Consider the following 14,428-nt stretch of genomic DNA (forward strand, 5'->3'; position numbering starts at 1 on the left):
TCGTGGACCTTTGCAGTCTGATCGATCGCAACGCGGCGTTCGCGCCAGACAAGACGGCCATTGCCTTCGAAGGGGAACGGCTGAGCTATGCGGCTTTCGCCGCGCGCATCGAGCGGACCGCTACGGCATTGAAGCAGCAGATCGGCGTCGGCCGCGGCGACCGCGTTGCCATCCTCAGTCTGAATCGGCCGGACTATCTGGTTCTGCTTTATGCCTGCGCGCGACTTGGCGCGATGCTGGTGCCGCTGAACTGGCGCCTCGCCGTCGCCGAGCAACTCTTCATTCTCAATGACGCAGGCGCCAAGGTGCTGGTGCTCGAGCAGGCCTTTGAGGGCGTTGTTTCCGAGCTCGGGCGGACCGCGCCGGGGACGGCGGTCGTCGGCCTCGACTTTGCGCCGCCTCGCGGCACGACATTGGAAAGCCTGCTGACGCGCAGCGACGGCACCAGCCGAAATCCGCACACCGATCTCTCCTGCCCGCTGCTCATCGTCTACACATCAGGAACAACCGGGCGACCGAAAGGCGCGGTGCTGCGCCAGGAGGCGCTGTTCTGGAATGGCGTGATGAGCCAGCACATGCACAACATGACGTCCGATGACCATGTGCTGACCGTGCTGCCATTCTTCCACGTCGGTGGCCTCAATATCCAGACGACACCCGCGCTGCAGCTTGGCGCGACCGTCACGGTCCACGCGCGTTTTGCGCCGGAAACTGCGCTTGCGGCCATCGAACAGGAACGGCCGACACTCACCGTGATGGTGCCTGCGATCATCCAGGCAGTGAGCGAGCATCCCGCCTGGGCGACTGCGGATCTTTCGTCGCTCAAGGCCGTCGCCACCGGCTCGACCATCGTGCCGCCGCACCTGATCGAGCGTTTCCTCGCGCGCGATGTCCCGGTGCTTCAGGTCTACGGCTCGACCGAAACCTGCCCGATCGCGGTCTACACGCGGCTTGGCGGCGACCTTTCGCGCGCGGGATCGACCGGCCTTGCCGGCCTGTGCTGCGAAGCGAAGGTGGTCGATCATTCCGGCAACGAGGTGCCAGCGGGCACGCCGGGCGAGATCGCGGTGCGCGGAGCCAACGTGTTCTTCGAATATTGGGGTAACGAGACCGCGACGCGCGACGCATTGCACGACGGCTGGTATCGCACCGGCGATATCGGCTTGTGCGACGCCGACGGCTATTTCTGGGTGCGCGACCGCAAGAAGAACATGATCATTTCGGGGGGCGAGAACGTTTACCCGGCGGAGGTCGAGCGCGTCCTGCTCGAACACCCCGATGTCAGCGAATGCGCCGTGATCGGCCGGCCGGACCCGCGCTGGGACGAGGTCCCGATCGCCTATGTCATCCCCCGATCCGGCTGCCGGCTCGAAGCGAACGAGCTGACAGCCCATCTCCAGGCGCAACTCGCCCGCTACAAGGTGCCGCGCGACATCGTCTTCGTCACCGACCTGCCGCGCACGGCGCTGGGAAAGGTCCAGCATTTCCTGCTGAAACAACTTGATGCGCAGTCCCGCGCGCAAGGAGAAGCATCTTGAAGATTGCGGTTCTGGGCGGGGGAAACGGCTCTTTCGCGGCTGCAGGCGATTTTGCGCTGTCGGGGCATGAGGTCCGGCTGTGGCGCCGCGATGCCGATCAGGTCGCCGCGCATCGCGCCGCCGGCTCGCGCATCCTGGTGAGGGATCACAACGGCCGCCATGACGTGACGCTCGCGCTGGTCACGACCGATATGGCCGAGGCCGTGGACGGCACGGAGCTGATCCTGTGCCCCGCTCCGGCCTTCGCGCAAGCAGACATTGCCCGCCTGCTCGCCCCGCATTTGCGGGACGGTCAGGTCGTATTCTTGCCGCCGGCGACATTCGGCTCGATGATCCTCGCGCAGGCTGCGCGGGATGCCGGGAACCATGCGAAGGCGAGCTTTGCCGAAACCGGCACATTGCCGTGGCTCACCCGCAAGCACGGACCATTCGAGGTCGCGGTCACCATCCGCGCCAAGCGGCTTCCGGTCGGCGTGTTCCCGCTCGACCAGATGCCGCATGCACTTGAAGTCATCGGACGCGCTTTCCCGGACGTGATCGAACCGTGTGGCGACGCGCTGTCCGGAGCGCTGATGAATGCAGGACCCATCATCCACCCGCCGTTAATCGTGATGAACGCCGGTCCAATCGAGCATTTCGAGCGCTGGGACATTCACAAGGAAGGCACGCAAGCCGCGATCCGTCGGGTCACCGACGCACTCGACGCGGAACGCATCGCGGTCCGCGAGGCGCTCGGCTACGGTGCGCCACATTTCCCGCTCGCTCATCATTACGCGAAGGAAGGCGAGATCTGGATGTATGGCCGCGGGTCACACGACCGGCTGACCGAATCCGGTGACTGGCGCGAACGGATCGTGCTGACCGAGCATCGCTACATGCGTGAGGATTTGCGGCTTGGGTTGTCTCTGCTGGTGTCCGTCGCCGGCCTGGCTGGCGTGGCCACACCGCTGGCCAATGCGTTCCTGTCGATCGGTGGTGCGGTCTGCGGCGAGGATTTTGCGCGAGGTGGCCGAACGCTTCAAACGTTGGGGCTCGACAATCTCAGCAAGGCTGAATTGCAGACGCTGCTTCGCAATGGATTCTGATCGATGACCAATCGCGTCAATATCGCCTGTCTGGGGGCCGGCCGCATGGGGCGCGGCATTGCCGTCGCATTCGCTTATGCGGGACACAGGGTCACGATGATCGACGTCAAGCTACGTTCCGCGGAGGAGTTCGCCAAGCTGAAAGCGGACGCGCTGGGCGAAGTCGGCAAGACCTTTGCCAGCCTGTCGAAGCTGGGACTGCTGACCGAAGCGGATATTGATCCGCTGATCGCGCGGGTCTCGGTGGTGTCGGCCGGCGAAAGCGGTGAAGCGCTATCCGACGCTGGGATCGTCTTCGAGGGCGTTCCCGAAGTCGTCGAGCTCAAGCGCGAGGTGCTGGGATCAGCCTCAAGGCAGGTCAGCGAGGATACGATCATCGCCTCGACGACGTCGACCATTCTCGTCGACGATCTATCCGGCGCGATCGTGAATCCCCGCCGCTTTCTCAACGTGCACTGGCTCAACCCGGCCTATCTGATCCCGCTGGTCGAGGTTTCGCCCGGCAAAGCCACCGATCCCGCCATTATCGACGAAGTCAAAGCTCTGCTCGAAGGCATCGGCAAGATGCCTGTCGTCTGCGCGGCGACGCCGGGCTTCATCGTTCCGCGCATCCAGGCGCTGGCGATGAACGAGGCCGCACGCATGGTCGAGGAAGGCGTCGCCAGTGCGGAGGAGATCGACAAGGCGATCCGCTACGGCTTCGGCTTCCGCTACGCCGTGCTCGGCCTGCTCGAATTCATCGACTGGGGTGGCGGCGACATCCTGTACTACGCGAGCCGGTATCTCGAAGGCGCGCTCGGCAGCGAGCGCTATCGGGCGCCGGACGTCATTTCCCGCAATATGCACGAAGGCCGGATCGGGCTGCGCACGGGCGCAGGCTTTCTCGATTATTCCGGCATGGACGTCGACGCCTATCGCGCAAAGCGGCTGCAGGCGATGGTCGACCTGCTTCGTCACTTCGGACTGGCGCGCCCCCCGGTGCTCGATCGCGACTAGCCAAAGACGTCCTGGAGCACGCCCTCCCGGACCACGGCAACGCCGTCGAGCTCGATCGTCGTTCCCATCATCGGCAGGTCGAAATGCCCCGCCGTGTAGCGGCCGGCGAATTCGTTCGCGCCGGTCGAGAACAGGAAATTGCCGGAGACGGCGCGAATCTCGGTGCCGTTGGTGTCGCGCTGGTCATACATCGACAGCGCTTCATAGCGCGCACCGGGGTTCATGCCAAAGCCGACATGCGACACGGCGTAGGCCTCACGATCGCCCCAGGCGGCGAGATAGGCGCGCATCATCGCGGCATCCGTGCCCTCGCCTTCCAGCTCGACGACATAGTCGTCCTTCAAGGTCATCTTCACGGGCGACGTCAGGTACCGCTTGAAGGTGAGATTGATGTCCCCGGGCGCCATCACCAGCGTGCCGTTGATCGTTCCGCTCTTGGGGAAGCTGACGACGATGCCACCCGGCCAATGCGCCAGCGTGCCGGGCTTGTCGGTCCAGCCCCACACGCCGACAGTGGACGCGCCGACCATATCGACATCGAGCGCCGTGCCCGCCTTCGACGTCACCCGCATCCGCTTGGTCCCGCGCAACATCTTGGCCGCTGCACGAACGCGCTTCTCGAGCGCAGAATCCGGCACCATCCGCTCCAGCGCTTCGGGATGCTCGTTGGAGATCACCAGGATCCGCGCGCCGGCCTTCAATATCTCGGGCGTCTCCACCGCGTGCATCAGGCCCTCAATGGTGCAATCCACCACAAAGCCGGCCTGCTGCAGCGCGGTGATGACCGGGCCGAGGCGCTGGATCGCCTCGCTCGCGCCGGTCGATCGCACCGGCACGATATTGCGGTTGCGCGGTGTCGGCATCACCACATGAAACGGCCGCGCGCCCATCCGCAGCAGCGCGAGCTCAGCCAGATGCACGTTCAGCGCACGCGACTGGGTTTCCGAGAGGATCGCGGCGGTATCGCCGGCCTTGACGGCGCAGCGTTCAAAGATCTCGCAAAATGCGTCGATCCATTTTGCCTCGATGCGATCAGCCAGCATGGTTCACTCCCGGTCGTCTGGTTTCTTCTTGGTCAGTTCACGCTTCGGGAAAGCCCCGTAGCAGATACGAGCGCAGCGCCCCGAGCAGGGCGTTCAGGATCAACCCCAGCAGCGAGATCGTGATCAGCGGCACGAACATGTCGACGGCCTGGAAGGTTCGCGCCGCGGTCACGAGCGCGTGCCCCAACCCGTCAGTCGACGTGATCATCTCCGCCAGAAACACCACGATGCAGGAAATGACAAGCCCGATCCGGCATCCGGTCAGGATCGACGGCATCGCCGCCGGCAACACCACCTTGAAGAGGATTTCGGTGCGTGGCGTTCCCGCCGCCATCGCCGACCAGATCAGCTTCTGTTCGACGGTCGACGCACCGTAGTAGGTGGACAACAGAATAGGGAAAAGTGCGTCCGCAGCCACCAACGTGATCTTCGACCCGTGGCCGAAGCCGAGCAAAAGCAGGAGTGCCGGATAGAGCGCAACCTTGGGCAGTGGCGCCAATACGCGAACGATCGGCCGAACCACGGCGTTGATGGCGGGACTGGCGGCGGCGGCAATGCCGATACAGACACCTAGCACGACGGCAATCGCGAACCCTGCAAACAGCCGGATCAGGGTTGCCGCGATCTCCTGCTGAAACGTCCACGTCACGAGTTGCTGGAGCAGCCGGCTGAAGACGAAGCCCGGCGGCGGCAGCAGGACCGCGGGCGCGAAGCCGAACGACACCAGGCCTTGCCACAACGCGACGATCAGCACGATCGGGGCAATCCCAAGAAAGACGTTTGCGGAGACAAGGCGCGGCATCACGAGAAGCTCAGCGGCATGTCGAATTGAGGCTCGGACCAGGGCACCAGTCTGGCACGAACCCTTTCGAAAATCGCGTCGATGCAGATTCCCATCGCACCCACGATGATGATCATCGCAAAGACGGTATCATACTGGCCCATGTCGAGCGCATTGAACAGGATGTTGCCGGCGCCCGACTGACGGGCGATCATCTCGCTGGTGATCATCGTGATCAGCGCCAGCACCAATCCAGTGCGGCATCCAGTCAGGATTTCCGGCAGCGCCGCGGGTAGCACGATGCGCACCAGGCGTTGTGCGGGCGAAAGCCCCATCGCGGCTCCCGACCACAGCATCTTCTCTTCGACCGCCTTTGCGCCTTCAAAGCTGTGATAAATCACGGGTAGGCTGACGCCCAGGAAGATCACCAATGTCTTGGTGACGTCGCCGACGCCCAGCCAAAGCATGATGATCGGCATCAAGGCGGCCTTCGGCACCGGATAAATCACCATCAAGAGTGGATTGAAAAAAGCCGCAACGCCCCGGCTGCGCCCCATCAGCAGGCCCAGCGGAATCGAAACCAGCACCGCGACGCCAAACCCGATCGCCATGCGGCGAAGCGAGGCCAGGATGTTGATCAGGGATTCCTTGTCGCCGAGAATATCCGGAATGGCGCGGATTGCCTCGATTGCCGTCGGGAAGCTGTCGTTCTTCAGCGCAAGCGAGGCGACCTGCCACGCTGCCAGCAATCCGATGCAGGCCAGCACCGGAGCGCCCCGTCTGATCAAGGCGGCCGGCGACATCATGAGATGGGACCGCCTTCGTCGCCTTCATCGAACATTCGCTCGATGTCGACGACGTACTTCTGATAACGCGGGTCGAGCAACAGCTCGTTGCGGCGGCGCGGACGCGGCAGATCGATGTCGATCACTTGCCGGATGCGGCCGGGTGATTTCGACATCATCACGACCTTGTCGGAGAGAAAGACGGCCTCGTCGACCGAATGGGTGACAAACAGCACCGTTTTGCGGTCGCGCTCCCAGATGTTGAGAAGGTCGTTCTGCAGGCGCGTCCTCGTGTGCGCATCGAGCGCACCGAACGGTTCGTCCATCAGCAGGACTTCGGGATGGTAGGCGAGCGTCCGCGCCAGCGCGACGCGCTGCTTCATGCCGCCCGACAATTCCTTGGGGTAGAAATTCTCAAAGCCCTTGAGGCCGACCATCTCGATCAAGGTCCGGCTCTGCGCTTCCGCCTCGGCGGCGCGTACACCTTGCTGCCGCGGGCCGTACATCACATTGCCCAGTACGGTCTTCCAGGGGAACAGGGCAAACTCCTGGAACACCGGTCCGCGATCCGGACCGGGCCCCGTGATCGCATGGCCCTTGATCTTAGCCGTGCCATGGGTCGGGCTGACAAAACCGCCGACGATATAAAGCAGTGTCGACTTGCCGCAACCGGACGGACCAAGGATGGAGACGAAGGCTCCCTCCTCGATCGTCAGCGAGATGTCCGAAAGCGCCACATGATTCTTGCGCGCCGAGGTCTGAAAGACCTGCGAGACGCGGTCGATCTCGATGATCGCAGAAGCCGGCTCTCGTGACGTCACCGGTCTCACCCATTCGCTCGATCTCGCAGGCACTACCGTCATCCCGTCGCTCGCCTCACCGTGAGGCACGAGCTTAGCAAGAAACCTGCCAGACAGGCGGCCGTTTTCGCACCTGTGCGATGCGTCATTCGAACCACGGCCATTCTGCCGGCCCTTGATGCGTAACGGCTCCACTGGGCGCCTGCCCAACCAGTCGCGCATATTTAGCAAGCGCACCTGCACGATGACGCGGCGGGCGCTGCTTCCAATCCCGACGCCGCGCGGCGAGTTCCTGCTCATCGAGCAGGATATCCATCCGCCGGTTCGCGGCATCGATCCGGATCCTGTCACCGTCGCGGACGAGCGCCAGCGGACCGCCGACAAATGCTTCGGGAGCCACGTAGCCGATGCACATGCCGCGGGTCGCGCCGGAGAACCGTCCATCGGTGATCAGCGCCACCTTTTCGCCCATGCCCTGCCCGTAGATCAGCGCGGTGACGCCGAGCATCTCACGCATGCCGGGGCCGCCGACCGGCCCCTCGTTTCGGATCACGAGAACTTCGCCCGCCTTGTAGCTGCGATCACGAACCGCTTTGACACAGGCTTCCTCATCTTCGAACACGCGCGCGACGCCTTCGAAGTACTGGCTCTTCAGGCCAGCGACCTTGATCACCGCGCCATCGGGGCAGAGATTTCCCTTCAGCACCGCGACGCCTCCGTCAGGCATGATCGGCGCGCTAGACGCGTAAACCACCTCCCCATCCGGCGCGTTCGCCGCGCCGTATTCTTCAGCAAGCGTGCGGCCCGTAATGGTGATGCAGCTACCATCAATATGACCGCTCGCGATCAGCTCTCGAATGACCACAGCGGCGCCGCCGATGTCGTAGACGTCCTTTGCCGTGTATTTGCCACCGGGCCGCAGATTTCCGATCAGCGGCGTCCGGGCAAAAACCTCGCCCACATCGTCGATCCCGAATGCAATGCCGGCTTCGTTCGCGATCGCCGGCAGATGCAGCGCGGCGTTGGTCGAGCCGCCCGTCGCCGCAACGATCGCCGCGCCGTTCTCGAGGGATTTCCGCGTCACGATGTCGCGTGGCAACGGCCCGCCGCGCTCCAGCATCTCCATGATCAGGCGCCCGGCCCGTCGCGAGATTTGCGCACGCTCCGCATAGACGCCGGGCACCATTGAGACGTTGGGGATGGTCAGCCCCATCGCCTCCGAGACCATGCCCATGGTGTTCGCGGTGAACTGGCCGGCGCACGCACCGATCGTCGGCAGGCAGGCGCGCTCGATCCGCTCGAGCGTGGCGCCGTCGATCTCGCCGGTCATGAAGCTGCCTACCGCCTCATAGGAGTCGAGCACCGTCAGCGTGCGTCCGTCCGCGCGGCCCGGCAGCGAGCTACCGCCATAGATGAAGATGGACGGCACGTTGCAACGAACCATGCCCATCATCACGCCGGGAAGTGTCTTGTCGCATCCGCCGTATCCGATCAACGCGTCATAGGCCAGACCATGGACGACGGCCTCGATCGAGTCGGCGATCAGTTCACGCGAGAACAGCGAGAACTTCATTCCCTCGTGGTTCATGCTGATGCCGTCGGAAACCGACACGGTCGAGAATTCGCGCGGCGTGCCGCCGGCCTCCTCGATTCCGGTCTTGGCAGCGGCCACCTGGAAGTCGTGGGTCATATTGCAGGGCGTCTGCTCGCCCTTCATGCTGACGACGCCCACCATCGGCCTCGCAATCGCAGCGTCGTCGAGCCCCATGGCACGCATGAAGGCCCGGTGCGGGGCCCGGTCGAGGCCGTCTGTCGTGACTCGTGATCGCAACTTCTTCATGCGTGCATCTTTTTGTGCCTCATCCGGAGGATCCGGGACGCCGCGATATCCTCGGCCGGATCGCCCGCTCGGTCGTCTATTGAAGCGGAGCGACGATCGTCGGATGCTTGAACTGCGCGACATCCAGTTTCGGCAGCATTCCGGTCTCCGCGTAGATGTCCAGCATCTTCTGGATCGCGGGGAAGTTCGGCGCTGCGCCTGGATCACGGCCGAAGTCGTTGTCCTTGAGCAGGTAGGTTTCGAGCACCGGGATAGGCGCCTTCAGCACTTCATTGACGACTTTCAGCGTCTCCTCTCGGTTCGCCAGCGCCTTCTTCATGCCCGAGGTGATATCGCGGACATAGGCCTTGACCTGCTCCGGGTTCTTGTCGACGAAATCGGCGCGGCAGGCTTCCAGGATGTGCACGATATTCGGCATGGCCTCCGACAGGGAGAACAGCTTCCTGGTGCCGCCCTTCGCTTCCGCGCGCGCAGCAAACGGCTGATTCATGTTGACCGCATCGACGCGGCCCTGGCGCAGCGCGTCCTCGGAGACTGCAAAGCCGACCTCGACCAGCTTGATATCCTTGGTCGGATCGACACCATTCTGCTTCAGGAGCAGATTGAACGGCCCTTGCGTGCCGCCACCGATCACGGAAATGCCGACCGTCTTGCCCTTGAGATCGGCGATCGTCTTGATGGGCGAGTCATCCTTGACGGCCCAATAGACCGAGAAACCGCCGGGCTTCTCGAACACGTGCTGCGCAACGATGTAGGCTTTGAGATTGCCGCCGACCACCCCATTGGAGAGCGACAAGGGCGCTTGCGTCGCGCAGTCCAGCGCGCCGGCTGCCAAGGCCTGCGTCATCGGCGCGGTGCCCTGAAACTGGGTCCATTCGATGTTGTAGGTCTTGCCGAGATTGGGAAACTCAGCCGGACGGCGCATCATCCAGTATTTGGATTCCTCGGCTGGAATCGTCCAGCCCACGCGGATCGTCTGCTGCGCCCACGATGGGCTCGCCGCCGCGCTCACCGCGGCCGCCGTCCCAAAAGCCATGATCCACTTCGAAACGGTCCGCATCGTGCCCACTCCGCTGCTCCGGCGCCGACCGGCGCCACCCAATCCGACTGCCGCAAATGTTTCATGGTTCAAACAATCAGGCAAGCCATGCGAGCCGGGCGGTTTCGCCGTTAGGCGCGCAATGTATGGTAAAGCGGCGTTGCGCTGCGACAGAAGGAGGCAACCTATGGCTGATGCGAGCAAGGCGAACCCGCAAGGCGTCGAGAGGCTTGGCTATCTCGGCCTGGGGCTGATGGGAACGCCGATGACCCGACGCCTGCTCAAGGCCGGCGCTCAGGTCACTGTCTGGAACCGTTCGGAGGGCAAGGTGGCTCCGCTCATCGAAGCCGGTGCCAAGCGCGCAGTCACGCCGCGCGATCTCCTGGTGAACTCGGATATCGCCTTCATGTGCGTGACCGATGCGGCGGCGGTCGAAGAGGTGATCTTCGGGCCCGAGGGGCTGGCAGCGGCGCCCGGCGCAGGCAAGCTTGTCGTCGACTTCTCGTCGATACATCCCGACGCCGCGCGAGATCTCGCAAAGCGACTGAAAGACGCCAATGGCGCTGACTGGATCGATGCACCGGTTTCCGGCGGGACGAAGGGCGCCGAGGAAGGCACACTCGCCATCATGGCGGGTGGAGAAGCGGCCGACATCGAGAGGGTGCGGCCCTACGTTCTGGCCATGGCGCGCAGATTCACCCACATGGGTCCCATCGGGGCCGGTCAGACCACAAAACTCTGCAATCAGGTCATCGTCGGTTGCGCGATGGCCGTCCTCGCGGAGGCCACGCGCCTGGCCGTCAACGCCGGAATTGACGCCAACCGATTGCCTGAAGCGCTCGCCGGCGGCTTTGCGGATTCCATCCCGCTTCAGCTGTTCGTGCCGCGAATGGTCCAGGGCATTCACTCCCCGCCTCTCGGTCACATCGCCACGATGCTCAAGGATCTCGATACGGTTGCCGACGTCGCACAGGCGACGTCGACGCCAGTGCCGATGGCCTCGCTTGCGGGGCAACTTTTCAGGTTGGCCAAGGCCGCGCGCGGCGCGGAAGCGGACGCGCTGGAGCTTTACAAGCTTTCAGCGGCAGAGCGCTAAGCCATCGAGCGCGACCTGAGCACGCTAAGGCGTCTTCTTGCGCTCGTCGTCCGCGAGAAATCGGCCGAACGCCCCTTGCGCGAAAAGCAGCGGCTCCTGCGTATTGTAGGTATAGGCCTCGACCGCGCCGAGAAAAATCACGTGGTCGCCGCCATAATAGCGATTCACGGAGCGGCATTGAAAATTGGCAACGCTCTCCGCAAGCACCGGCGCCCCGCCGAGGCCCGGCGTCCAGTCCACACCGGTGAACTTGTCGTCTGACGACTTGGCGAATTTGCTCGCAAGCGCCTGCTGCGAAGCGCCAAGCACGTTGACCGTGAAATGGCTGGCATTCTGGAAGATGGTCAGGCTCGAGGAATAGACGACCAGGCTCCACAGGACCAGCGGAGGATTCAGCGACACCGAGGCGAACGAATTGCAGGTTAGCCCGTAGGGCTTGCCGTCGGGCGCTGCCGCCGTGATGATCGTCACGCCCGTTGCATAGGTTCCGAGCGCGTTGCGAAAGTCGCGAGGATCGATCTGCGAGCTATCGCTCGCGAACTCGTTGGCGGGATCAGGAACACGCGGCTGCTTCGGCAGATCATTCATCAGCCGGCCTCACAACGTGAGATTCTCGGACGGCAGGCCCAGCGCCACGCGTCCATAGTTGGTCCCGGCCGCATCGAAGTTGAATGCGAGATGCGAATTGATCGCGTGAGCATCGCGGAACTGCCGCTGCAACACACCGGTCGTGAACAGGCCGCGCGCGCCGCTCGCGGCAAACAGCATCGACACCGCGTCCGTACATAAGTTCACTGAAAAAGATCCGTCGCGCCGATAGCGGGTCTTGGTCGCCATGTCGGGGACGTGACCGCGCCGCGCGTGCTCCATGGCATCGAGGCACGCCGACCGCATGATCAGGCGCGCGGCGTCGATCTTCGCCGAGGCCTCAGCAATCTTGATCTGAGTGCTCTGAAAATCGCTCAGCTTGGCGCGGTTGTAGGTCGAAATGCGATGACGTGCGACCTCCGTGTAATCGTCGAGGCACGCCTGCGCATTCCCCAGTGCGACACCGGAGAGGACGTATGGGAACAGCGAGAACACGGGGAGCGCATACAGCGGATTTGGATTGATCTTGCTTCCCGGCGTCGGGCCGCCGGCGAGATCGCCCACAGCGACCGACATGTGGCCAGCTACGAAGGCATCCCTGACCTCCACATCGCAAGACCCCGTCCCGCGCAGTCCCGCGACGTTCCAGGTGTCCAGCACCTTGTAATCGCCTTTCGGCAGCAGGAAGATGCGATACTCGATGCCGTCCGCCTCGTCGTCGGAGTAGACCACGCTTGCAAGCATGTTCCATTCGCAGGAGGCGACGCCTGAGGAGAATGGCCAGCTGCCGCGCAGCTGGTATCCGCCTTCGACTTTCGTGGCGCGTCCGGCGGGGAAAATGAACGAGGATGCGATCAGCGCGTCCGGATCACGGCCCCAGACCAGATCCTGCGCCTTCTGCTCGAACATGCCGAGCATCCAGTGATGGCTCGCCAGATTGGCGAGATTCCAGGCTACCGACGCATCCGCTTGTCCGAGCAGCTCCGCGCAGTCGACGAGGGCGACATAGTCAAGCTCGGCGCCGCCGATCCGTGCCGGTTGGAGCATCCGGAACAGACCACCGTCGTGGAGATCCCTCTCGGTTTCCGACGGCAGATGCCGCAGCTCCTCGGTTCGCGCCGCGCGCTCTCGTAGTCGCGGCACCAGGGCCCGAGCCTTCGCGATCAGTGCCGCATAGGCGTCTTCGCCGGCTTCCGGCCCGGTGGACTGACCCATGCTCGGCGTTCGACCAGGCGCCATTCGTGTCCCTCACTTTCACACATTTATGCGGCCGCCCCATCGCCAAATCAAGCCAATGCAGCTGGCATCGATTCGCATGCCGGGCGCCACCGCGGAGGTTCAACCGGGCGCAGAGAGTTTACCCGAGCCAAAGACACCCTTCAGGGCAAACGCCGTGATCCGACGCTCGTCATAGCCGAGCATATCACGCAGGACATCCTCGGTATGCTCACCTAACAGGGGGGCTGCAACGGGATCGACCGCACCGGTGAGGCTCATGGTGATTGGCGGCTCGATGTTGGGCACCCATTCCGCTTTAGGGTGCGGAATCCGGTTCAAGCGATGGCGCTCGCGAGCTTCGGGTGCGTTGAACCCCTCCTCCACCGTCCGGAGATAGCCGACCGGAATATTGGCCTGCTTCATCTTCGCCATCCAGTTTTCGAGCGTATCGCTGGCAAAGACCTCCGCGATGGCCGCACGCAGGAGCTCTTTGTTCTCGGAGCGGGCCTTGCGCGTGGCGAATTGCGGATCGGTGATGAGATCTGGCCGGTTCAGCACCTCGACCACGAGCCGCCGATAGAGCCGATCGTTGGCGCAAGCCATATAGAGCGGCCCATCGGAGGCCTCATAGACGCCGACGGTGGGAGATCCGCTGGGCGAATTGCCGAACCGGCCGGGATTTTCGCCGTTGATGAGATAGGCCATGCCGTAGAAGCCGGTCATCCCCATCGCAATATCGAACAAGGCGACTTCGACGTGTTGCCCGCGGCCGAGCCGGTCCCGCGCCAACAGCGCCAGCAGGATGGCGTTACAGGCGGACATCCCCGTCGCCATGTCCACGATCGGCGGGCCGGTGCGAACCGCCGGGCCGTCGGCAAATCCGTTGAGCGACATGAAGCCGCTCTCGGCCTGCGTGATGGGATCGAAGCCGGGGCGCGAGGCGAACGGTCCGGAGCGTCCGTAGGCGGAGATCGAGCAGTAGACCAACCGTGGATTGAGCGGCGCGACCGCCTCATAGTCGAGCCCGAACTTCTTCATGACCCCGCTTGAAAAGTTCTCCACGACCACATCCGCCTTGCGGATCAGATCCAGCGCGATCTCCCGGGCCTCCGGCACCGAAAGATCGAGCGCAATGCCGCGCTTGTTGCGGTTCAGGCTGAGATAGGCGGCGCTTTCGCCGCCAATTTCGGCGTGCTCATAGGCGCGCGTGTCGTCGCCACCGTCGGGATTCTCGATCTTGATGACGTGCGCGCCGAAATCGGCGAGGGTCTGTGTGCAGGCCGGGCCGGCGACGACACGCGTGAAATCGACGACCAGCAGACCATCGAGCGCAGTCAGCCCTCCCGTCGCCCGCGGCGAACGTTCCGGCAAGTGAGGCTTGTTGGGCATCGATGGTGCTCCCTTACATCGGCTTATGGCCGCCGAATTTCCTGCAAGAGCAAACTTAAAGCCCGGCGCCGCCAACTTCGCAAGTGCGGCGCTCGCATCGGCCCGAAACGCAGAAGCGGCCCGGCAGCCGTCAAGCTGCCGGGCCGTTGGACATTTCCGAGCGTAGGGAAGCCACGCGCCCTCGCGCAGCCAATTCTAGTTTGAGAAAGTCACGTTCCGCATGACGGGAA

General features: G+C 63.7%; 13 protein-coding genes. 4 read left to right on the top strand and 9 right to left on the bottom strand.

The genetic code is table 11. The annotated features are described in order from the left end of the window. The first annotated feature begins 2 nt into the window (after positions 1–2). Genes IVB26_RS28270 through IVB26_RS28280 form a run of 3 tightly spaced genes read left to right on the top strand, consistent with a single transcriptional unit; the run spans position 3 to position 3,619 of the window. Positions 3–1,538, top strand: coding sequence for a class I adenylate-forming enzyme family protein (locus IVB26_RS28270; protein WP_247968385.1), 1,536 nt, complete (start codon positions 3–5; stop codon positions 1,536–1,538). Continuing rightward, the gene (locus tag IVB26_RS28275) at positions 1,535–2,623 is read left to right on the top strand and encodes an NAD/NADP-dependent octopine/nopaline dehydrogenase family protein (RefSeq protein ID WP_247968386.1); all 1,089 of its coding nucleotides are present in this window, start codon (positions 1,535–1,537) and stop codon (positions 2,621–2,623) included. Before IVB26_RS28270 ends, IVB26_RS28275 begins: the two co-directional genes overlap by 4 nt. 3 nt (positions 2,624–2,626) lie before the next feature. Beyond that, positions 2,627–3,619, top strand: coding sequence for a 3-hydroxybutyryl-CoA dehydrogenase (locus IVB26_RS28280; RefSeq protein WP_247968387.1), 993 nt, complete (start codon positions 2,627–2,629; stop codon positions 3,617–3,619). Here IVB26_RS28280 and IVB26_RS28285 read toward each other — a convergent pair. The 6 genes from IVB26_RS28285 to IVB26_RS28310 form a co-directional block, all read right to left on the bottom strand. After that, positions 3,616–4,662: a M29 family metallopeptidase gene (locus IVB26_RS28285; protein ID WP_247968388.1), complete on the bottom strand. Its 1,047-nt coding sequence runs from the start codon at positions 4,660–4,662 to the stop codon at positions 3,616–3,618. The two genes, IVB26_RS28280 and IVB26_RS28285, sit on opposite strands and share 4 nt — an antisense overlap. Positions 4,663–4,699: 37 nt before the next feature. After that, positions 4,700–5,464 (bottom strand): ABC transporter permease, encoded by a 765-nt coding sequence (locus IVB26_RS28290; protein ID WP_247973286.1) that lies wholly within the window; start codon positions 5,462–5,464, stop codon positions 4,700–4,702. Then, positions 5,464–6,249: an ABC transporter permease gene (locus IVB26_RS28295; RefSeq protein ID WP_247968389.1), complete on the bottom strand. Its 786-nt coding sequence runs from the start codon at positions 6,247–6,249 to the stop codon at positions 5,464–5,466. Before IVB26_RS28295 ends, IVB26_RS28290 begins: the two co-directional genes overlap by 1 nt. After that, positions 6,246–7,091, bottom strand: a complete 846-nt coding sequence (locus IVB26_RS28300) for an ABC transporter ATP-binding protein (protein ID WP_247968390.1) — start codon at positions 7,089–7,091, stop codon at positions 6,246–6,248. Before IVB26_RS28300 ends, IVB26_RS28295 begins: the two co-directional genes overlap by 4 nt. 82 nt (positions 7,092–7,173) lie before the next feature. Next, the gene (ilvD, locus tag IVB26_RS28305) at positions 7,174–8,868 is read right to left on the bottom strand and encodes a dihydroxy-acid dehydratase (protein WP_247973287.1); all 1,695 of its coding nucleotides are present in this window, start codon (positions 8,866–8,868) and stop codon (positions 7,174–7,176) included. Between the two features lie 76 nt (positions 8,869–8,944). Beyond that, positions 8,945–9,928 (bottom strand): ABC transporter substrate-binding protein, encoded by a 984-nt coding sequence (locus IVB26_RS28310; protein ID WP_247968391.1) that lies wholly within the window; start codon positions 9,926–9,928, stop codon positions 8,945–8,947. A 166-nt stretch (positions 9,929–10,094) separates the two neighbouring features. On the opposite strand from IVB26_RS28310, the gene IVB26_RS28315 reads away from it, so the two are divergent. Next, on the top strand, positions 10,095–11,003 hold the full coding sequence (locus IVB26_RS28315; protein ID WP_247968392.1) for an NAD(P)-dependent oxidoreductase: 909 nt from the start codon (positions 10,095–10,097) through the stop codon (positions 11,001–11,003). A 24-nt stretch (positions 11,004–11,027) separates the two neighbouring features. On the opposite strand, the gene IVB26_RS28320 is transcribed toward IVB26_RS28315, so the two are convergent. From IVB26_RS28320 to IVB26_RS28330, 3 genes are all read right to left on the bottom strand, one after another. Next, the gene (locus tag IVB26_RS28320) at positions 11,028–11,591 is read right to left on the bottom strand and encodes a flavin reductase family protein (RefSeq protein WP_247968393.1); all 564 of its coding nucleotides are present in this window, start codon (positions 11,589–11,591) and stop codon (positions 11,028–11,030) included. A gap of 9 nt (positions 11,592–11,600) precedes the next feature. Beyond that, complete coding sequence (locus IVB26_RS28325; RefSeq protein ID WP_458309292.1) at positions 11,601–12,806, bottom strand: acyl-CoA dehydrogenase family protein; 1,206 nt, start codon at positions 12,804–12,806, stop codon at positions 11,601–11,603. A gap of 123 nt (positions 12,807–12,929) precedes the next feature. Continuing rightward, positions 12,930–14,198, bottom strand: a complete 1,269-nt coding sequence (locus IVB26_RS28330; RefSeq protein ID WP_247968395.1) for a CaiB/BaiF CoA transferase family protein — start codon at positions 14,196–14,198, stop codon at positions 12,930–12,932. Between the last annotated feature and the right edge of the window lie 230 nt (positions 14,199–14,428).

This window comes from Bradyrhizobium sp. 195 (genome assembly GCF_023101665.1).
Lineage (GTDB): Bacteria > Pseudomonadota > Alphaproteobacteria > Rhizobiales > Xanthobacteraceae > Bradyrhizobium.

What these genes read in the sequence shown, in the direction of transcription:
- IVB26_RS28280 (WP_247968387.1), top strand. Translation starts at nt 2,627, where the DNA reads ATGACCAATCGCGTCAATATCGCCTGTCTGGGGGCCGGCCGCATGGGG.
- IVB26_RS28285 (WP_247968388.1), bottom strand. Translation starts at nt 4,662, where the DNA reads ATGCTGGCTGATCGCATCGAGGCAAAATGGATCGACGCATTTTGCGAG.
- IVB26_RS28290 (WP_247973286.1), bottom strand. Translation starts at nt 5,464, where the DNA reads ATGCCGCGCCTTGTCTCCGCAAACGTCTTTCTTGGGATTGCCCCGATC.
- IVB26_RS28295 (WP_247968389.1), bottom strand. Translation starts at nt 6,249, where the DNA reads ATGATGTCGCCGGCCGCCTTGATCAGACGGGGCGCTCCGGTGCTGGCC.
- IVB26_RS28300 (WP_247968390.1), bottom strand. Translation starts at nt 7,091, where the DNA reads ATGACGGTAGTGCCTGCGAGATCGAGCGAATGGGTGAGACCGGTGACG.
- ilvD (WP_247973287.1), bottom strand. Translation starts at nt 8,868, where the DNA reads ATGAAGAAGTTGCGATCACGAGTCACGACAGACGGCCTCGACCGGGCC.
- IVB26_RS28310 (WP_247968391.1), bottom strand. Translation starts at nt 9,928, where the DNA reads ATGCGGACCGTTTCGAAGTGGATCATGGCTTTTGGGACGGCGGCCGCG.
- IVB26_RS28315 (WP_247968392.1), top strand. Translation starts at nt 10,095, where the DNA reads ATGGCTGATGCGAGCAAGGCGAACCCGCAAGGCGTCGAGAGGCTTGGC.
- IVB26_RS28320 (WP_247968393.1), bottom strand. Translation starts at nt 11,591, where the DNA reads ATGAATGATCTGCCGAAGCAGCCGCGTGTTCCTGATCCCGCCAACGAG.
- IVB26_RS28325 (WP_458309292.1), bottom strand. Translation starts at nt 12,806, where the DNA reads ATGGGTCAGTCCACCGGGCCGGAAGCCGGCGAAGACGCCTATGCGGCA.
- IVB26_RS28330 (WP_247968395.1), bottom strand. Translation starts at nt 14,198, where the DNA reads ATGCCCAACAAGCCTCACTTGCCGGAACGTTCGCCGCGGGCGACGGGA.